The 20,403-nt window shown below is 68.0% G+C and carries 7 protein-coding genes and 1 tRNA gene; 5 read left to right on the plus strand and 3 right to left on the minus strand.

Annotation, left to right across the window (positions count from 1 at the left end; translation table 11 throughout):
• Positions 1 to 160 precede the first annotated feature (160 nt).
• Both AC1RGE_RS03940 and AC1RGE_RS03945 read left to right on the plus strand, forming a co-directional pair.
• Positions 161 to 12,724 (plus strand): filamentous hemagglutinin family protein, encoded by a 12,564-nt coding sequence (locus AC1RGE_RS03940; protein WP_492583415.1) that lies wholly within the window; start codon positions 161 to 163, stop codon positions 12,722 to 12,724.
• Positions 12,725 to 12,888: 164 nt separating this feature from the next.
• Complete coding sequence (locus tag AC1RGE_RS03945; protein WP_145712179.1) at positions 12,889 to 13,605, plus strand: class I SAM-dependent methyltransferase; 717 nt, start codon at positions 12,889 to 12,891, stop codon at positions 13,603 to 13,605.
• Positions 13,606 to 13,814: 209 nt separating this feature from the next.
• On the opposite strand, the gene AC1RGE_RS03950 is transcribed toward AC1RGE_RS03945, so the two are convergent.
• Positions 13,815 to 15,017: an MFS transporter gene (locus AC1RGE_RS03950; RefSeq protein WP_492583417.1), complete on the minus strand. Its 1,203-nt coding sequence runs from the start codon at positions 15,015 to 15,017 to the stop codon at positions 13,815 to 13,817.
• A gap of 124 nt (positions 15,018 to 15,141) precedes the next feature.
• Here AC1RGE_RS03950 and AC1RGE_RS03955 point away from each other — a divergent pair, with 124 nt between their 5' ends.
• Positions 15,142 to 16,050: a LysR family transcriptional regulator gene (locus tag AC1RGE_RS03955; protein WP_011061057.1), complete on the plus strand. Its 909-nt coding sequence runs from the start codon at positions 15,142 to 15,144 to the stop codon at positions 16,048 to 16,050.
• Between the two features lie 13 nt (positions 16,051 to 16,063).
• Here AC1RGE_RS03955 and AC1RGE_RS03960 read toward each other — a convergent pair.
• Positions 16,064 to 16,138, minus strand: a tRNA-Gln gene (locus AC1RGE_RS03960).
• A gap of 169 nt (positions 16,139 to 16,307) precedes the next feature.
• Complete coding sequence (locus AC1RGE_RS03965) at positions 16,308 to 17,012, minus strand: hypothetical protein (RefSeq protein ID WP_103291134.1); 705 nt, start codon at positions 17,010 to 17,012, stop codon at positions 16,308 to 16,310.
• 179 nt (positions 17,013 to 17,191) lie between these two features.
• Between AC1RGE_RS03965 and AC1RGE_RS03970 the strand changes: the two genes are divergently transcribed.
• Together AC1RGE_RS03970 and AC1RGE_RS03975 are read left to right on the plus strand one after the other, a co-directional pair.
• A complete protein-coding gene (locus AC1RGE_RS03970; RefSeq protein WP_492583419.1) occupies positions 17,192 to 18,796 on the plus strand; it encodes an FAD-binding oxidoreductase in 1,605 nt (534 codons plus the stop codon).
• Positions 18,793 to 20,382, plus strand: a complete 1,590-nt coding sequence (locus AC1RGE_RS03975; protein WP_492583421.1) for a glycerol-3-phosphate dehydrogenase/oxidase — start codon at positions 18,793 to 18,795, stop codon at positions 20,380 to 20,382. The genes AC1RGE_RS03970 and AC1RGE_RS03975 overlap by 4 nt, the downstream gene beginning before the upstream one ends.
• The last annotated feature ends 21 nt before the right edge of the window (positions 20,383 to 20,403 follow it).

Here is a 20,403-nt window from a genome sequence, read left to right on the forward strand (position 1 = left end):
CAGGGGCAGGGGCGACACCCTGCACCCCAAAGATGAATTTTCCGTGACATCCGTTCGGTCGCGCCTCGCGCCAACGGCCTATCCCCTAAAGCAGTGACGCGCGCCCTGGGCCCTACAAGCGTCGCGCTCCCGTGGGCGTCATAACAAAGGATGAGTAGTAATGGTTCGCTGCAAACCACCGGTCAAATCCCCCGCGCTGCGCCCTGATGGCGAGCTGCCGATCCTGCGGCTAAAGCCCCTGGCCCAGGCCATCGCCCTGCTGATGGTGGCGGGCAGTGCCCATGGCGCGACGGCCTTCAGTTCCGGCTGGTTCGCCGACAAGGGCGCGTCCCAGGCCGCCACCGCCGCGCGCACCAACGGCCAGGTTCCGGGGATCCCGCCGCTGTCCCAGCAGACCCGCGCCAACCAGCAGTTGCAGCGCTCCCTGAGCAACCTCAATTCCAGCGTTGCCGCCATTGCCGCCCAGCAAGCGGCCCAGGCTGCCGCACGCCAGGCCGCGTTCGGCACGGTGAGCACCATTCCCGATGGCCTCGGCGAAGGCGGGCTGAAGGTCGACAACAGCCTGACCCAGGGCTGGCTCAATGCCAAAGGGCCGGTGCAGAGCCAGTCCGGCGGCAAGACCACGGTGACCATCGAGCAGACCGCCGACAAGGCCATTCTCAACTGGGAGACCTTCAACGTCGGGCGCAACACCACCGTCGATTTCCAGCAGCAGTCCAACTGGGCGCTGTTGAACAAGGTCAACGACCCCAATGGACGGCCCAGCGAAATCCAGGGCCAGATCAAGGGCGCCGGTACGGTGATGATCATGAACCGCAACGGGGTGATCTTCAGCGGCACCAGCCAGGTCAATGTGCGCAACCTGGTGGCGGCCGCGGCCACCATCAGCGACGAGCAGTTCACCCAGCGCGGGCTCTATGTGGACGCCAACGGCACCCAGCCGACCTTCAGCGATGCCCTGGGCAAGGTCCAGGTGCAGCGCGGCGCGCTGATCCAGACCCACCCGGCGGCCACCTCCACCGAATCCGGCGGCTATGCCTTGCTGCTGGGCTCGGAAGTGGAGAACGCCGGCACCATCGTCACTGCCAAGGGCCAGACCACCCTGGCGGCCGGCGACAGCTTCTACATCCGCCGCGGGGTCGGCACCAGCGGCAACCAGCACTCCACCACCCGGGGCAATGAAGTTGCCACTTCGCTGAAGGCCGGCAGCAGCGCCGGCAAGGTCAGCAACAGCGGCCTGATCATGGCCTCCACGGGCGACATCACCCTCACCGGGCACCAGGTGGCGCAGAACGGCGTGGCCCTGGCCAGCACTTCGGTGGACACCCGCGGCACCATCCATTTGCTCAACTCCGCCAGCGACAGCACCGGCAGCGTGACCCTGGGGCAGGGCAGCACCACCGCAATCCTTCTGGACAGCAGTGGCAGCAGCGCTCTGGACAGCCAGCGCAACAACGGCCTGATCAACCTCGACGGCACCCCGACCAACCTGATCACCGGCCAGTTCAACAACCTCAGCAGCGTGGCCGACCGCAGCGACCAGTCCCGGGTGGAGATCGTCAGCGGCGGCACCGTGGATTTCCAGGACGGCTCCATCACCCTGGCCACCGGTGGCCAGGTGGCGGTCAGTGCCGGGCAGCGCAGCCTGGTGCGCGATGGCGCGGTGATCGATGTGGCCGGCGCCGTCGGGGTCAAGGTGGCGATGGAGTCCAACAACATCAAGATCAACGTCCAGGGCAACGAGCAGCGCGATTCGGCGGGCAACCGCGACAGCGGCCAGTTGATCAACAACGACGTCTGGGTCGACCTGCGCGAGCTGGTGTTCGTCCCGGCGGGCACCAACGGCTACGCCACCGATCGCTGGTACACCGCCGGCGGCCTGCTGGAAGTGGGCGGCTACCTGGGCACCCAGGGCCACAACATCGGCGAGTGGATGGCCCAGGGCGGTACCCTGACCTTCACCGGCAAGGACGTGGTGACCCAGTCCGGCGCCCAGTTGAACCTCTCCGGCGGCACCGTCGATGTGCAGGGCGGCTACATCCAGCAGACCTGGCTCAAGGGCGCCGACGGGCGCTTGTACGAGCTCTCCAGGGCGCCGGGGGACCTGCTCTACACCGGCATCTACAAGGGCTATGTGGACAGCAGCCCGCGCTGGGGCCGCACCGATTACTACTACAACCCGCTGATCGCCCAGCAGCGCCGCTACGAGGCCGGCTACAGCGTCGGCCGCGACGCCGGCAAGCTGGTGATCGGCACCAGCAACGCCGTGCTCGAAGGCCAGCTGGTGAGCGAAGTGTTCAAGGGCGACCGCCAGACCCAGGCGCCGAACATCAACCTCGACGGCTACCAGCAATCGCACAAGGCCGCGGCCCAGCGCGCGCAACTGATCATTGGCAACTACACGCCGATCTACAACAAGGCCAGCGGCACCCTGCGCTACGCCCTGAGCCCCAGCGTGGACAAGGTGCTGATCGAGGCCAACCAGCAGAAGATCGCCGACGGCCTGGACCTCGCCACAGCCCTGCCGGCCAACCGCCAGGGCCAGCTGGTGCTGGACAGCGACCAGCTCAACGGCTTCCAGCTGGGGGCGATCAAGGTCGGCGCCAGGCAGCAGGTCCAGGTCAACGGCGCGCTGAAGGTAGCCGATGGCGGCGACATCACCCTGTTCGGGCCAGAGGTCAAGATCAACGCCAACCTCACCGCCCACGGTGGCAGCATCAACGCCGGCAACGTGCTGAACCAGGTGGATGTGAACCGCAATTTCGTGGTCGGCGATGTGATCCTCGCGCCCACCGGCGGCGCCCAGGCCCGGGTCGATGTGGCCAGCGGGGTCAAGCTGGATGCCAGCGGGCGCTGGAACAACCTGGCCCTGGACCCCTCGGACAGCAGCGGCCTGGCCTTTATCAACGGGGGCAAGGTGTCGCTGCGCAGCAGCGGCGACCTCAACCTGGCCAACGGCACCCTGGTGGATGCCAGCTCCGGCGCCAGCATTGCCTATGACGGCAAGACCAGCGGTGGCAAGGGCGGCGATGTGACCCTGGCCGCCGACGGCAAGCTCGACCTCGATGGCGAGCTGCGCGGGTATGGGGTCAACGGTGGCGGCACCCTGGCCCTGCAAGCGCACAAGGTGCTGATTGGCGCCCATGATCCGGCCCCCGAGGCCGGCACCCTGCAACTGGCCGGGGATTTCTTCAACAAGGGCTTCGGTGCCTACGACATCACCGGCAACGAAGGGCTGACCGTGGCCGAGGGCGCCCAGGTCGAGGTCAACATGCCGGTCTACCGCTTCGGGGCCCAGGCCAGCAGCAGTGCCACTGGCAGCGACCCGGCCACGGTGCTGGAGCGCTGGTTGCCGCAGCTGTACCAGCAGGATGCAACCAGGGGCGTGCTGACCCAGCGCCGTGGCGCCGGCCTGACCCTGAACGCCGGCAACCAGTACTCCACGGCCGCCCAGTTGGCCACCACGGCGCTGAGCGTGGGGCAGGGCGCGGTGATCAGTGTCGACCCGGGGCAGGCCATCAACCTGCGCAGCGTCGGCCAGTTGACCCTGAACGGCACGCTCAATGCCTGGGGCGGCAGCGTCAGTCTGGGCGGCCTGACGGTGGCCAGTTCCGAGGCCGCCAATGCCGCCGGTCACGGGCGCTCGATCTGGGTCGGCGAGCAGGCGGTGATTGATGTGGCGGCGCGGGCGGTGAGCGCCGTGGACAACCGTGGCCGCCGTTACGGCCAGGTGCGCAATGGCGGCAAGATCGCCATCGGCGGCGAGATCGACCTGGCCACCGGTATCGCCAAGGCCAGCGACCTGTTTGTGGTGGTGCGCGAGGGGGCGCGTCTCGATGCTTCCGGCGCCCAGGCGGCCCTGGACATTCCCGGCCAGGGCCGGGTGCAGGTGGCCAGCAACGGTGGCAGCATCAGCTTCGCGTCCAACAACGGCCTGTACCTGGATGGCAGCTTCGTCGCCCGGGCCGGAGGCGCTGGCGCTGCAGGGGGCACCTTGTCGCTGGCCCTGGAAAGCCCGTACTACATCAAGAACGCGGTCATTGACCGGGTGCTCAAGGCCCGGGAACTGGTGCTCAGCCAGATCCACCAGGGCAGTGCATTGCCCGGTAGCGCCGACGCCGCGGCCGCCAGCCTGGAGTATGGCCACGGCCGCCTCGGGGTGGATCAGGTCACCGCCGGCGGCTTCGACAACCTGGCACTGCTGAGCAACGGCCTGTTGAGCTTCGATGGCGATGTGTCGCTGAACATGGGCCAGAGCCTGCGCCTGTACAGCGGTGCCCTGAACCTCAGCGAAAGCGCCGCGGCCAATAGCCGGGTCGACCTGTCGGCACCCTACCTGCTGCTGGCGGGCATCCTCGCGCCGCTGGAAGCCAAGGACCAGTACGTGCGTCCGGTCTCCACCGGCACGCCGTCGCAACAGGCCACCCAGGCGCAGTTCAATGCCAGCGGCAACCTGATCGATGTGCGTGGCAACGTGGTGTTCGGCAGCAAGGGCACGTTGCGCCAGGCCGACAACAGCCTGCTGAGCGTCGAGCGCCGCGGGTTCGACCATGTGCAACTGACCAGCCAGGGCGACCTGCGCTTTCTCGCCGGGGCCGGGGCCGATGTGATCGCCAAGGGCATCAGCACCCAGTTGCTGACCCAGGGCGACATGACCCTGCGGGCCGCGCAGTTGTACCCGGGTACCGAGGTCGGGGCCCGGGTGATTGCCGGCTACCTCAACGATATTTCCGGCACCAGCATCAACTTCGACCCCACGCGCACCCTGACCATCGGCCGCACCGGCCAGGGCGAGGCGCCTGTGCCGTACTCGGCCTTCGGCCGCTTGCAGCTGGGCGCGGCCAACATCCAGCAGGGCGGGGTAGTCCGTGCGCCCCTGGGGCTGATCGAGATCGGCAACCTGGGCGCGAGCAAGGTCGAGCTGCTGCCCGGCAGCCTGACTTCGGTCAGCGGCAAGGGCCTGGTACTGCCTTACGGCGGCACCGTCGATGGCCAGGTCTATAAGTACAACGGCAAGACCGTGACCTTCCTCGGCCAGGGCGCCCTGGTGAATGAGAACAGCGACCTGAGCGTCGGGGTGATCCTGGGCGGCAAGTCGGTGCAGGTACAGCCCGATGCCACCGTGGACCTGTCCGGTGGTGGCGAACTGCTGGGCGCCGGGTTCATTTCCGGGCGCGGCGGCTCCACCGATGCGCGCTACAGCCCGCTGGTGCAGATCGGCGCCAACGGCAGCTTCATCCTCCCGGGCCTGGGCAGCAACCCGATCTACGCCATAGTGCCCGGCGTGCAGCCGGGCTATGCGCCGGTGGCACCGGAGGGCGGCGCGGTGGACCCGCTGATCGGCCAGCAGATCACCATCGGCGCCGGGGTTCCGGGGCTGGCGGCGGGCACCTACACCCTGATGCCGTCCACCTATGCGCTGATGCCGGGGGCCTTTCGCGTGGAGATCAACGGCCTGGCCGGGCTCGGCACCGAAGGCGCGACCCAGCCGTTGCGCAATGGCTCCTGGTCCACCGCCGGGCGCCTATCGATCGCCCATACCGGGATCAGCAACAGCGTCGCCAGCCAGTTGATCCTGACCTCGGCCGACACCCTGCGCCGCTATTCCCAGTACAACGAAACCGGCTATGCCCAGTTCGCCCTGGCCGATGCCGCCAAGCTCGGGGTGCCACGGCCGATGCTGCCGGTGGACGCCAAGACCCTGAAGCTGGCCCTGGAGCCGGGGGCCGGTGCGGATGCCTTCTCGTTCAAGGGCATTGGCCGTTTCGACGCCGCTGCGGGGGGCTATGGCGGCACCGTCGCGGTGTTGAACATGGGCAGTGGCAACATCGAAGTGGTGGCGGCCGGCAAGTCGGCCACCCAGGGTTTCAACGGCGTTACCCTGGATGCCGACAGCCTCAACGCCATGGGCGCAGCGCGCCTGATGCTGGGCGGCCTGACGCTGGTCAAGTACGGCCAGGGCGGCAACTACATCACCGTGGCCGAAGGCGTGAACACGCCCAAGGGCTCGATCACCTTGCGCGAGGGCGCCACCCTGGCCGCGCCGGAAGTGTTCCTGGTGAGCAACACCGGCGAGATCGTCCTGGAGCAGGGCGCCTCGATCAATACCCTGGGCCGAGGCAAGGCCAGCTATGACGCCCGTGACGGTTTCACCTACCAGGTGGCCAATATGCTGGCGGTGTCCAACGGCCTGCTCAACGTGATCAGCAAGGCCCAGGCCGGCGGACAGACCAGCGGTGGCATCCGGCTTGGGGTGTGCGCCAGCGCGCCGTGCAGCGGGCAGACCGCACTGTATTCCGATGGCAGCCTCGTTGCCTTGACCGACAACGCCTTCGAGCTGGGTGACCAGGTGCGCTACGGCACCCGCCACCTGAACCTGGGCCTGAACAACATCAACGTCGGCAGCCCGGAGGCGCTGGCGGCAGCGGCGGCGGGCAATCGCCTGCCCAGCGGCATGACCCTGACCCAGCAACTGCTCGACCGCCTGCTGCGCGGCGATACCCAGTTCGGCGCCCCGGCCCTGGAGACCTTGCAGCTCTCGGCCCGGGACGGCTTCAACTTCTACGGCAGCGCCAGCCTGGACACCTACGACCCGGCGACCGGCAAGTCGCTGCTGAGCAACCTGATGCTCTCCACCCCGGCGATCTACGGTGCCGGGGGCGCCAATGATGTGGCCAGCATCCACACCGCCAACCTGATCTGGCAGGGTTCCGAGACCCCGGCAGGCGCGGTGGTGGCCGGCGGTGCCGGAACCGGCAGCGGCCGCCTGCAAATCAATGCCGAACGCATCGAGTTCGGCTACGGGGCCTTTGCCCAGCCCAGCACCACCAAGAGTTTCGACCGCCTGGCCCTGGGTTTTGCCAACATCGACCTCAATGCCAGCCAGCGCATTACCGCCAACCACAAGGGCAGCCTGTCGGTCTACCAGAGCCAGGGCGCCTTCGATCCGCTCAAGGGGTTTGCCTACAGCGGCGGCAACCTGAATATCCTCACCCCACTGATGACCGGCGAGGCCGGCTCGGTGAACCGCATCATCGCTGGCGGCGCCATGGATATCGGCGCCTCGGCCGGCCCTCGTGGCCAGGCCAATGGCCAGGGCGCGGAACTGTCTCTGCAGGGCGACAGCATCCGCCTGGCCAGTGCCGTGGTGCTGCCCAGCGGCAAGGTGACCCTGGGGGCCCGGGGTGATGTCAGCCTGACCGATGCGGCGCTGATCGATGTGGCCGGCCGCACCATCGCCTTCAATGACCTGAGCAAATACGGCGCCGGCGGCGAAGTGCTGCTGCAGAGCGCTACCGGCAATGTGCTGCAGGCCATGGGCTCGACCATCGACCTTTCGGCCACCCATAACCAGGCCGGCAAGCTGCGGGCGGTGGCGCTGGACAGTGCGGCCGGACGGGTAGACCTGGCGGGCAAGGTCCTTGGCGGCAGCAGCGGTTACTACGATGCCGGCGGCACCCTGGTGCCGTTCCTCGGCGCCACGGTGGAAATCCAGGCCCAGCACCTGGGCAGCAGCGGCACCCTGGACGAGCAGTTCGCCGCCCTCAACCAGCGCCTGAACCAGGGCCAGGTTTTTGGCGCACGCAGCTTCCAGCTCAAGCAGGGCGACCTGACCATCGGCGACGGGGTCAGGGCCAGCACCGTCAACGTCTCGGTGGACAACGGCAGCCTGCGGGTTACCGGGCGAGTGGACGCCAGCGGCGAGCGGGTCGGCAGTATCAACCTGGCGGCCGGCAAGGGCCTGACCCTGGACGGTAGCGCGGTGCTCGATGCCCACGGCAGCAAGCTGCGGGTGGATAGCTACGGCAAGATCATCGACTCACCGAACCGCGCCAGCGTGGTGCTCAGCTCGGGCCAGGGCCGCCTGACCCTGGCCGACGGTGCGCGCATCGACCTGCGCCACGGCACCGACGTGGCTGTGGGCAGCGCGGCGGGGCAGAACGACGGTCGCAGCCGCGGCACCCTGGAGCTGAACGCGCCGCGCCTCGTCCAGGCGGACCAGAGCAGCAACGACATCGACATCGATGCCCGCGGCCCGCTGGATATCCAGGGCGCGCGCTCGATTGCGGTCAACGGCATGCTCCGCTACGACGATGCTCCGGAAAAAACCGACGCCACCGCCAGCGGCCGCCCTTACCAGGAAATCACCCAGGCCTACCTGGATGCCAAGCATGCCCAGAGCACGGCCTTTATCAACGCGGCCCTGCAAAACAGCGACCTGCTGCAGAACAAGCTGGCCGGCCTGAACAACGCCGGCTATGCCGACGCCTTCCATCTGCGGCCCGGGGTCGAGATCGTCAGCAAGAGCGCAGACGGCGACCTGGTGGTGCAGGGCGACCTGGACCTGTCGGGCTATCGCTATGCCAGCCTCAACCCCCACAGCCAGAAGACCTCGGTCTACGGTTCCGGCGAGGTCGGCAGCCTGACGCTGCGCGCCGGGGGCGACCTGAATGTCTATGGCAGCATCAACGACGGCTTCGCGCCGCCGCCTGCCACCGTGGACGACAAGGGCTGGGTGCTGCTGCCGGGCGTGGACTTCACCGGCGGCACTATCATCGTGCCGGGCAACGGCGTGACCCTGGCCGACGGCACCGCCTTCCCGGCGGGCAGTACCCTCAACTACGACCTGCCGATCAAGGGGCTGACCGTGGCCGCGGGCACGCGCCTGCCGGTCACGGCGACCCTGGACCAGACCCTGGTACTGCCGGCGGGTACGGTACTGGCGGCGGCGATTCGCGATGCCTCGGGCAACCTGCTGTTCGCCGCCGGCACCCTGCTCGGCGAGCCCCGGACCCTGGTCGCCGGCACCCGTCTGGAGGCCGGGACGCTGTTGACCCAGGGCACCCAGTTGCGGGCCATGACCTGGCCCAAGGGCGTGCCGCTGCCGCAAGTACACCTGGCCAATGTGAACAACAACATCGTCATGCTCGACGGCAGCAAGGCCCTGCCCAAGGGCGGGCTGATCCCGGCCGGCACCAACGTCAAGCTGCCGAGCGGCGTCGACTCGGTGCAGTTGCGGCCCGAAGACGTCGGGCGCCAGGGCAAGCTCTGGGCCATTGCGCCGATGCTTGCCGAAGGCTCGCAATCCTGGTCCCTGCGCCTGGTGGCCGGGGCCGATACCCGCGCAGCCGACAGCCGCATCGTGCAGGCCAACCCACGCAGCGGTGACTTGCATCTGGCGGACAGCCATTACGGGATGTTCGCCAAGGAACTGCCCAGCCAGGTGGTGCGGACCTGGACCCAGGTGGCGGTGGATGACCTGGCCGGCGTAGGGATAGTGGTCAAGGCCGGTGATCCGATCGACGAACAACTGCTGGTGGATCTGGGGCAGACCTCGATCGAGCAGTTCTGTGCCGACAGCCCGGCCTATTGCGCGATCAAGGCCAGCTACGCCTGGACCCAGCTGGCGGTGGACGAGCTGGCGGGCGCCGGGGTGGTGGTCAAGGCCGGCGATCCGATCGATGAGCAACTCCTGCTGGACCTGGGGCAGTCGTCCGTCGCGGCCTTCTGTGAAGAGTCGCCCGCCTTCTGCATGGCCCTGGACAGCAAGACCTATGGCGCAACGCCGTCCAGCAGCCGCTTCAGCGTGATCCGCACCGGCACCGGCGACCTTGAACTGCTCAGTGCCGGCAACCTGAGCATGGACTCGCTGTACGGGGTCTACACCGCCGGTACTTCCTCCACGGCGACGACGGCCGGCGATCCCTACAACCAGCCACGGGCCCTGGGAACGGGAGCCACGGTGCTCAATGACCCGGGCAGTTACTTCGAGCAGTTCGTCAATGGCAGCGGCACCAGCCTGTACCGCGCCTGGTACCCGGAGGCGGGGGGCAACCTGCGGGTCAGTGCCGGTGGCGACCTGACCGGCAATATCAGCAGTACCGCCAACGACAGCCGTGCCTGGCCCAACCCCAAGGACAACGGCCAGGACTCGGCCGAAGTGGGCAACTGGCTGTGGCGCCAGGGCAGCGGCGATGTCGCCACCGGCGGTTCGGCGCAACCCGTTGCCTGGTGGATCAACTTCGGCACCTATGCGGCCAACGGCAGCGCCGACCGGATGCTGGGCTTTACCGGGTTCGGCACCCTGGGCGGCGGCAACCTGGAGCTGAATGTCGGCGGTGACGCGGGCATCCTCCAGCGCCTGACGGACAGCGCCGGCGCCTCCACCGTGGCGCCCCGCAGCCAGGGGCTGGTGCTGGCCGTGGGCAGTACCGGCCGGGTCGCCAGCGATGGCAGCCTGCAACTGACCGGCGGTGGCGACCTGCGGGTGAACATTGCGGGCGCCTTGAACCCGGCCAGCAACCTGGTCATCGAGCATCGCAACGGGGTGGTGGTCAACCTGCGTGGCAGCAGCCATTTGCAGAGTGCCTCCCTGGGCAGCATCGACCTGCACTATGGCGGCACCGCCGTTGACCACAACCCCAGCGAAGCCCGGGCCTTCGACCCGTTGCGCGCCACCCGTGGCCTGGCCCAGGGCGGCCTGACCCTGGTGCCCGGCGATGCCACCTTCAACCTGCAGAGCCGCGGCGACCTGGTGGTGCAGAACGTCGAGGACCCGGGCCGGGTCCGCCAGTTCAACACCGCGCTCTTCAGCCGTGGCAGCCAGCAAGGCAGCGGCCGGAGCTGGTTCACCCTGTGGACCGAGCGTACCGCCATCGACCTGATGTCCCTGGGCGGCAACCTGACCCCGCTCACCAGCCCTGGCAGCACCGATCTGGCGGTGGTCTATCCGTCGATCCTCAGGGCCGTGGCAGCCAGTGGCAGCCTTTACTATGGCAAGGCCGCCAGCGCGCAAGTCGGCGACCTCAACTACCGGGTGCCGCTGTTCCTGGCGCCGGGCGCCGCAGGGCAGTTGCAGTTCCTGGCCCAGGACTCGATCTACGCGGGCGGTTTCACCGTCAGCCAGTCGGGCGCCGCGGCCGCTTCGGTGGCCACGCCCTGGCGTCCGGCATTTGTCGGCAGCATCGAGGGTGAAGTGGTGGCCAGCAACCTGTCGGTCAACGGCAACCCGGTCATCGGCTCGATCCTGCCGTTGTTCGCCTTCGGTTCCGGCAGCGTCTCCGGGCTGGTTGCCGGCCCGGCCGATCCGGCGCGTTTCTATGCGGTGAACGGCGACCTGATGGGGGTCAACAGCGGCCGGATCATCACCTTCGGCCAGGCGGCCTCCCAGTTGCACTCGGGGCAGACCTGGTACGAGGGCAGCCGCCCGGTGTGGATGATGGCCGGGCGCGATATCGTCAGCAGTGGCCGGACCTTCGGCGTCGAGGACCCGGTCAATGGCTCGACCTCCCAGGGCAACCTGTTCGTGCACAACAACCCCAGCGACATCTCCGTCGTCAGCGCCGGGCGCGACATCCTCTACAGCAACTTCAACGTCGCCGGCCCCGGCACCCTGGAACTGACCGCGGGGCGCAACATCCTCATGGAGGACAAGGTCAGCGTCACCAGCATCGGCGCCGTGGCGCCGGGGGACCGCCGGCCTGGGGCGAGCATCGTGATGCAGGCCGGGTTCGGCCCCAACGGCCCGGACTACCGGCGCTTCGTCGAGGCTTACCTGGACCCGGCCAACCTCGCCCAGCCGGGCGAAAGCCTGTCGGGCGCCCGGGTGGCCAAGACCTACGAGGGCGAACTGCTGGACTGGCTGGCCGAGCGCTTCGGCTTTGTCGGCGACAGCGCCCAGGCCCGGGCCTATTACGCGGCCCTGCCCGCGGAACAACAGCGGGTGTTTGCCCGGAATGTGTATTTTGCCGAGCTCAAGGCCGCCGGCCGCGAGTACACCGAGGAAGGCGGCATGCGCCAGGGCAGCTATGCCCGTGGCCGTGCGGCGATTGCCGGGCTGTTCCCGAGCACCGACGTGGCGGGCAACCCGATCACCTACCAGGGCGATATCACCTTGTTCGGCGGTGCCGGGGTGCACACCGACTTTGGCGGCAACATCCAGATGCTGACCCCCGGCGGCAACCAGACCTTCGGCATCGAAGGCACGGCGCCACCGGCCTCGGCGGGGATCATCACCCAGGGCGCGGGGGACATCCAGCTGTACTCCCTGGGCAGCATCCTGCTGGGCCAGAGCCGGATCATGACCACCTTCGGCGGCTCGATCATGGGCTGGTCGGCGGCGGGCGACATCAACGCCGGCCGCGGTTCCAAGACCACCGTGGTCTATACACCGCCCAAGCGGGTCTACGACAACTGGGGCAACGTCAGCCTGTCGCCGTCGGTGCCCAGCACCGGGGCGGGGATCGCCACTCTCAACCCGATACCCGAAGTGGCGGCCGGCGACATCGACCTGATCGCGCCCCTGGGCACCATCGATGCCGGCGAGGCGGGGATCCGGGTCTCGGGCAACGTCAACATCGCCGCTCTGCGGGTGGTCAACGCGGCGAACATCCAGACCCAGGGCAAGTCCAGCGGGGTGCCGGTCACGGCGGCGGTCAACACCGGCGCCATGACCTCGGCCAGCGCCGCCGGCTCCGCCGCGTCCCAGGCCGCGGAAGATGCGGCCCGCAACCAGCAGGCGGCGGCCAAGCAGGGCCGGGCGTCCATCGTCACCGTGGAAGTGCTGGGCTTTGGTAGCGAACCGGTGCAACGCCCCCGTGAAGACGCCAGCCGCGCCCCGGGCTACAACCCCGACAGCCCGGTGCAGGTGCTGGGCGCCGGGCCCTTGAGCGACCAGGCCCGGGCGCGCTTGACCGACGAGGAGCGCGGGCAACTGACGCTGTAGGTTCTCTCGTGGTAGCAAGGCTTGGGGGCGATCGTCGATCGCCCCTTTTTTTGGGAGCAGGGGAGGTGCTATTCCAGACGGGAATACAATGAATAAAAACAATGAATTTTAATTATCAAACCGCAGGGCCTAGCCTGTCCCGATCCTTTGAATGGAGCCCTGCCATGACCTCATCCTCGGTAAACCCGGCTGAAAAATTCGACCGCTCGCGAGCCGACGAATACGCCCGCCAGAGCCGTATCGCCCTGGCGGGCTACGACGCCTGCCATGACCTTGCCGCCTGCATGTTGGCGGCCAGCCTGGGTGAGGGGCGTGCGGCCCACATCCTGGCCGTGGGGGCCGGTGGCACGGCCCAGGAGATTATCGCCATGGCTTCCCTGGAACCGGGCTGGCGCTTTACCGCTGTAGACCCCTCGGCACCGATGCTCGAGGCAGCGCTCCAGCAGTTGCAGGCGCAGGGTTTGCTGGAGAGGACCGAAGTGCGTCTGGCCACGGTGGACGAACTGGCGGCGGACGAACCCTTCGACGGGGCCACGCTGATCGGCGTGCTGCACCATCTGCCCGGTGATGAAGCCAAGCGGCAATTGCTGCGGGCCATCGCCCGGCGCCTCAAGCCCGGCGCGCCGCTGATCGTCGCCGGCAATCATTACGCCTACGCCAGCCAGCCCCTGCTGCTGGCGGCCTGGGGGCAACGCTGGCGCCAGCAGGGCGCGACGGCGGATGAGGTACACGCCAAGCTGGGGAAAATCCTTCAAGGCGCCGACCCGCCCCATTCCGAGGCGGCGGTGCAACGGTTGCTCGAAGAGGGCGGTTTCAGCGCGGGAACACGTTTCTTCAGCAGCCTGTTCTGGGGCGCCTGGTTGAGCCGCAAGAGTCGCTGAGGGGCCGCTCGAACATGCCTGGCACGCCTTCAGGCCGGCAAGCTCCACAAGGTCATCACTCATGGAGTGTCGCCGCATGCCGGGCCAGCCCGCGAGGCTGGTATCGCCTTTGAGCATCTGCTGTGCATGAGCAATGTGCCGCCACTGGCGGCCTCGCCTCCCTGTCGGGCAGCCCAGGCGCCGATTGCCGAGCGCCTGGGCATCAATGATCACGCGCCGGCCCTCCTGGCCTGTTCCAGGTTGGCCGCGCCCAGCCAGTAGAACAGCCCGCCGGCGACTATGAACGCTCCCAGCATGTAGAAGATCCAGTGCGCCGGGTGGCTGGCCAGGACCATGCCGCAGAGTATCGGGCCCAGGGCGCCGCCGAGGTTGGAGAGGTTCTGCGCGCCGTAATACAGGCCTCGCAGGTGTTCGGGGGCGATCAGGTCGATGAACATGTACTCGGCGGGAAACACGATGATTTCCCCCAGGGTGAACACCACCATCGACAGCACCCACAGCGCCAGGCTGGTGGCCAGGCCGAAGCCGCTGACCCCCAGCAGGAACAGGCCCAGCCCCAGCGCCAGCCAGCGGCTCAGGTGGCGCTGGGTAATCCTGCGGCCGATGGCGTATTGCAAGGCGATCACCAGCAGCGCATTGGTCGCCACCAGGGTGCTGATGATGCGGTAGGTGGCCTCGGCCGAGGTGGTGACCACCAGGTACTGCGACAGGTATGCCGAGAACTGGCCAAAGACCACGGCGCTGAGCAGGCCGCCCAGGGTGAAGCACACCAGGCGGTAATCCCGTAGCAGCTGTTTGCCCAGGGCCGCGAAGGATAGCGGCGCTGGCGTCGGGCCGGCGGCGCTCAGCTGTCTGTCGCCCCAGCGCATATGGATCGCCAGGAACCCGGCGCCCAGGGCGGCGGAGATCAGGAACGGCAGGCTGATGTCCAGGCGCGCCAGCCCGGCGCCGAGGAACGGGCCCACGGCGTAGCCGATATTGGTCAGGGTGTATTTGATCGAGAAGGCTTCGCTGCGCTGTTCCACCGACAGGCGCTGGGCAAAGCCGGCCTTGATCGCGATGTCGATCACCGCATAGGCCAGGTTGACCAGCACCAGGCACAGGTAGAACAGCCACAGCTGGCGGGCACTGAAGGCGCCGATGAAGCCCAGGGTGAACAGCGCGCAGCAGGCCAGGATCAGCCGGTAGCTGGGCGTGCGGTCCACCAGGAAACCACCGTAGAGGCTCAGCAGCGAGCCGAGGATCATGCTGCTGCCGATCACCAGGCCGATGTCGCTCACTTGCAGGCCGAAAGCACTGCTCAGGTAGATCACCAGGTAGGGCAGGGTGATTGCCCGGGCCAGGGTCAGCACCAGGGTGCCGGCCAGCAGCAGGTTGATTGCTTTCGGGTAGCTTTTCAGGGTGCGCAGCATCCGTGCCTCATCGGTCTGTAACGGCGTTTTTGAGAATGGCAGCCAGCTTACTGGGGAATCTGGTTCTGTTTTATGATGTTTTTTACCCAGTGAATGGAATCAGATTCATGAATAAGAGGCGCCAATGTTTTCTTCCGAACGCTTGAAGGGGATCGATGTGTTTGTCTGCGTGGCCGACTGCGGCAGCTTCAAGGCCGCCGCCGAACGGCTCAACCTTACGGCTTCCGCCGTCAGCAAGGCCATCGCCCGGCTGGAAGGGCGCCTGCAGGCGCGGCTGTTCCAGCGCACCACCCGCAGCCTGGCGCTGACCGACGCGGGCACGGCCTTCTACCGCACCTGCAGCGGGGTGCTGGCAGACCTGGAAGAGGCCGAGCTGGCGCTGAACGCGGAAAACTCCGAGCTGCGGGGGCGGGTGCGCATCGACCTGCCCGGGACCTTCGGCCGCTCCCAGGTGCTGGGCGCCGTCCTTCGCTTTGCCCGGGAGCATCCGGGCTTGCAGCCGCACATCACCTTTTCCGATCCCGGTGTCGAGCCGCTTGAAGCCGGTGCGGACATCGCCGTGCGCCTTGGCGGCTCGGGGCAGTGGCCGGCGGCGCTGGGGCACCGCTGCCTGGGCCGCGAATGGCACCTGTTCTGCGCCTCGCCCGACTACCTGCGCAGCCATGGCGTGCCGCTGACCGACCAGGACCTTGAGCGCCATCAGTGCATTGCCTATGGCTGGGTGGATGGCCGGGTCAGCCCCTGGAACTTCGCCAGCGGCCGCCCGGGTGAGAGTGAGCGCCGGGTGATGTCCGCCAGTTGCGTGGTGGGCGATGGCGAGGGGCTGTTGATGGCGGTGCAGCAAGGCTATGGCATTGCGCAACTGCCTTCCTGGCTGGTCAAGCGCCAGTTGGAGGACGGAAGTCTGGTGGAGGTGCTGCCGCAATGGGCCAGCGAAGGGCAGGCGATCCATCTGCTGTGGCTGAAAAGCCGGCAGGGGTTGCCCAAGGTCAGTGCATTGCTGGAGATGCTGGAACGGAATCTGCGGGGATAACGATGAGAAAAAATGGCAGGGGCGGCTGGATTCGAACCAACGCATGGCAGGATCAAAACCTGCTGCCTTACCGCTTGGCGACGCCCCTGTAGCTGTTGCGACGTTACTTGCCTGAACTGCCGGCCCGGGGAGGGCCGCTGCAAGAACGGGCGCAAATTTATCAACTTATGTGCCGGCTGTGAAGCCCCCCATGCAAAAAAATGAGTTTGAAAACAGCTGCTTAGTCTTTTTCAGGGCGATTTTATCCGTCCCGGGGTTCAAGGGACCAGGTAGCCGGGCTGTGAATCCTTCAGCGGCCGGGCCATGTCCAGTGCGCGGCGGATGGCCCGCAACTCCGCCCCTTCAAGGGCGCGCCGGCCAAATTGATAGTCGTCGCCCCCCGGGCCCAGGTGCACCGAAAGCAGCCCGAACAGCTGCTCGCCCACTGCTTCGATGAACATTTCCATATAGCTTTCGTAACGGCCGTAGGCGCACAGGTAGATCAGCCCCTGGACCTCGGCGCGCTCGCACTCGTGAATGTCATCCCAGGTCAGGCAACTGCCCTGTTCGCCACTGATCAGCGGCAGGTGCCAGGCGTTCGGTGCGAGCGGTTGGGCGCGCAGGGCCGCCGGTAGCGGCTGGCAGGACAGCACCTGGAAGCGGTACCTGAGCCTGCCGTGGTGGTTGGCATGCCGTGGCGCGGGCGGCTCGGCGGCCGGGCCGGTGATCCGCACGTGCAGCAGGTGGCTCAGGGCGATTTCCGAGGGTTGCTCGTTCCAGCCATTGAGGTCCGCCAGCGGCGGGCACCAGATCAGTTGCAGGGTTTCACCGAGCACGATGCCGTCCTGGCGTTGGAAGAAGGCTGAGCTTTGCTCGCCCACCACTGGCAGCAGGTCGCGCAGCTGCAAGGTCGGCGCGCCGTAGTCGATGCCCAGGTCGGTGGACCAGAACAGGGGGGTGCAGGTTCTCAGGGTTGCCGGCATGGACGCGAGCCTGTGATGGGGAAGGGGAGGATTCTTCGGTAACTGGCGCCGGATGTCACCTCTGTCTGACTCAATCGGCTACATCCGCTGGCTCAATGTGACCGTGACAGCCCGCTGCCGCGCACTAGTATAGGGAGCCTTGGGCAAGACCTATAAGAACAGCAGAAGGACACACACGCATGCGACGCTGGAACGGCTGGGGGGATGCATCCACGGTGGTCGAATTGCCGGCCCAGGGCGCGGGGTTTCTCGCCGAGCGCCTGGGGCCGGGACACAGGTTGCCGGAGGCGACCCTGGAGCAGGCCCTGGCCCGGGTGCCGGCATCGCGCCTGCAAGCCCATGACTTGTACAGCATCAGCGCCGAGGACCGGCTGCTGCACGCCCGCGGCCAGAGCCTGGCGGACTGGCTGGCGCTGCGCGAGGGCGAGCTGGGGGCCTACCCGGACGCCGTGGCGTTCCCGGAAACCGCCGAACAGATCCGCCAGCTGCTGGCCCTGGCCGAGGACCGCGACCTGTGCCTGATTCCCTACGGCGGGGGCACTTCGGTGGCCGGGCACATCAACCCCGGCTGGTCCCAGCGGCCGGTGCTGACGGTGTCCCTGGCGCGCATGAGCCGCCTGCTGGACCTGGACGAAGACAGCCTGCTGGCGACCTTCGGTCCCGGGGCCAGCGGCCCTCAGGTGGAAAGCCAACTGCGGGCCCGGGGCTACACCCTGGGGCACTTTCCCCAGTCCTGGGAGCTGTCGACCCTGGGCGGCTGGGTCGCCAGCCGTTCCAGCGGCCAGCAGTCGTTGCGCTACGGGCGCATCGAGCAGCTGTTCGCCGGCGGCACCCTGGAAACCTTTGCCGGGCCAATGCCCATCGCCACCTTTCCGGCGTCCGCCGCCGGGCCGGACCTGCGCGAGGTGGTGCTGGGCAGCGAAGGGCGCTTCGGGATCATTTCCGAGGTCAAGGTGCGGGTCAGCCGCCTGCCCGATGACGAACGCTTCTACGGGGTGTTCCTACCCGACTGGCAGCAGGCCCTGCAAGCGGTGCGCGCCCTGGCCCAGGCCCGGGTGCCGCTGTCGATGCTGCGCCTGTCCAATGCCCTGGAGACCGAAACCCAGCTGGCCCTGGCCGGCCACCCGACGCAGATCGCCTGGCTGGAAAAGTACCTGGCCTTGCGCGGCGCCGGGGCGGGCAAGTGCCTGTTGACCTTCGGCGTGACCGGCAACCGCCGGCAGAATGCCTTGTCCCTGCGCCAGGCGCGCCAGCACCTGAAGGCTTTCGGCGGGGTGTTCACCGGCACCCTGCTGGGCAAGAAATGGGCGCAGAACCGCTTTCGCTTTCCCTACCTGCGCGAAAGCCTGTGGAACGCCGGCTACCTGGTGGACACCCTGGAGACCGCCACCGACTGGAGCAATGTCGACCGCCTGCTGCAACGCATCGAGCAGAGCCTGCGTGACGGCCTGGCCGCCGAGGGCGAGCAGGTGCATGTGTTCACCCACCTGTCCCATGTCTATGGCGAAGGGTCGAGCATCTACACCACCTACGTGTTCCGCCCGGATGCCCAGTACCCGGCGACCCTGGCCCGCTGGCAGGCGCTCAAGCACGCTGCCAGCCAGACCATCGTCAACCACCGCGGCACCATCAGCCACCAGCACGGCGTGGGCAAGGACCATGCGCCGTACCTGCTGCGGGAGAAGGGCCCGCTGGCCATCGATGCGCTGCAGGCCCTGAGCCGCCACTTCGATCCGGCCGGGCGCCTCAACCCCGGCACCCTTTTGGAGCCCCGTGAACCATGAGCCAGGACTGGAATGCCCAGTGGCGCCAAGAGGCGCTGCCCGGGCTGGCGGCGCAAGCCTGGGACTTGATCGTGATCGGCGGCGGCATCAGCGGCGCCGGCATCCTGCGCGAAGCGGCGCGGCGTGGCTGGCGCTGCCTGCTGCTGGAACAGCGAGACTTTGCCTGGGGCACCTCCAGCCGCTCCTCGAAGATGGTCCATGGCGGCTTGCGCTATATCGCCAAGGGCCAGTGGCGCCTGACCCGGGATTCGGTGCGCGAGCGCCAGCGCCTGTTGCAGGAGGCCCCGGGGCTGGTGGAGCCCATGAGCTTCCTGATGCCCCATTACCGCGGCAAGTTTCCCGGGCCCAGGGTGTTCGGCGGCCTGCTGAGTGTGTATGACGCCTTGGCGGGGCGGCGCAATCATCGCTTTTACGATGCCCGGCAGCTGGCTTTCCTGGCCCCCGGGGTCAAGGAGCCGGGGCTGTTGGGGGGGACCAGTTTTCTCGACGCCCTGACCGACGATGCGCGGCTGGTGATGCGGGTGCTGGCCGAGGCCCGGGCCGATGGCGCCCAAGTGTTCAACGGCGTTCGGGTCACCCGCCTTTTGCGCGAGAACGGGCGGGTCTGCGGGGTGCAGATCGAGGACAGTGAAGGCGGGCAGCCGCAGCAGGTGCGCTGCGCGGCCGTGGCGGTCGCCACCGGCGCCTGGGCCGAGCGCCTGCGCCCGGCGGACCGCGTGCGCCAGCTGCGGCCCTTGCGCGGCAGCCATCTGCTGCTGCCGGGCTGGCGCTTGCCGGTGGCCCAGGCCTTCAGCTTCATGCATGCCGAGGATGGCCGGCCGGTGTTCGTCTTCCCCTGGGAGGGCGCCACCGTGGTCGGCACCACCGACCTGGATCACCGCGATGACCTGGACCAGAGCGCCAGCATCAGCCAGGAAGAGCTTGAGTACCTGCTGGCCGCCTGTGCCCAGCAGTTTCCCCAGGCCCTGATCACTGCCGGCGACGTGCTGTCGACCTGGGCCGGGGTGCGCCCGGTGGTGGCCAGCAGCGACGGCCAGCAGGGCAAGCCTTCCAATGAAACCCGCGAGCATGTGCTGTGGCAGGAACCCGGCTGCGTGACCCTGGCCGGCGGCAAGCTCACCACCTTCCGGCCCCAGGCCATCGAAGTGCTGCAGGCCTGCGGGGCGATGCTCGGGCGTGAAGTGGTGGACGACGGCGCCCCGGTCTTCACGCCTGTGGCGCCCCTGGAGATCCCTGGCCTGAGCGGCGCCCAGGTGCGGCGCCTGGCTGGCCGCCACGGCCGCCATCTGCCGCGGCTGGCGCAGTGGGTGGCGACCCTGGGCGGCGATTGCGTCGGCGCCAGCGACACCCTGTGGGCCGAGCTGGCGTTTGCCGCCGAGGCGGAAATGGTCCTGCACCTGGACGACCTGTTGCTACGCCGCACCCGCATCGGCTTGCTGCTGGCCGAGGGCGCCGCCCAGTACCTGCCGGCCATCCGCCGCCTGTGCCAGCCACAGCTGGGCTGGGACGACGAGCGCTGGCAGGCCGAGGAACAGCGCTACCGGGCCCTGTGGCAACGCCATCACAGCCTGCCGCCACTCGCCTAACGATGCTCAACCAAGAGAGCC

This window comes from Pseudomonas sp. GW823-FHT02C05 (genome assembly GCF_058797595.1).

Coding starts and splice junctions, on each gene's coding strand:
- AC1RGE_RS03940 (WP_492583415.1), top strand. CDS start 161: ATGGTTCGCTGCAAACCACCGGTCAAATCCCCCGCGCTGCGCCCTGAT.
- AC1RGE_RS03945 (WP_145712179.1), top strand. CDS start 12,889: ATGACCTCATCCTCGGTAAACCCGGCTGAAAAATTCGACCGCTCGCGA.
- AC1RGE_RS03950 (WP_492583417.1), bottom strand. CDS start 15,017: ATGCTGCGCACCCTGAAAAGCTACCCGAAAGCAATCAACCTGCTGCTG.
- AC1RGE_RS03955 (WP_011061057.1), top strand. CDS start 15,142: ATGTTTTCTTCCGAACGCTTGAAGGGGATCGATGTGTTTGTCTGCGTG.
- AC1RGE_RS03965 (WP_103291134.1), bottom strand. CDS start 17,012: ATGCCGGCAACCCTGAGAACCTGCACCCCCCTGTTCTGGTCCACCGAC.
- AC1RGE_RS03970 (WP_492583419.1), top strand. CDS start 17,192: ATGCGACGCTGGAACGGCTGGGGGGATGCATCCACGGTGGTCGAATTG.
- AC1RGE_RS03975 (WP_492583421.1), top strand. CDS start 18,793: ATGAGCCAGGACTGGAATGCCCAGTGGCGCCAAGAGGCGCTGCCCGGG.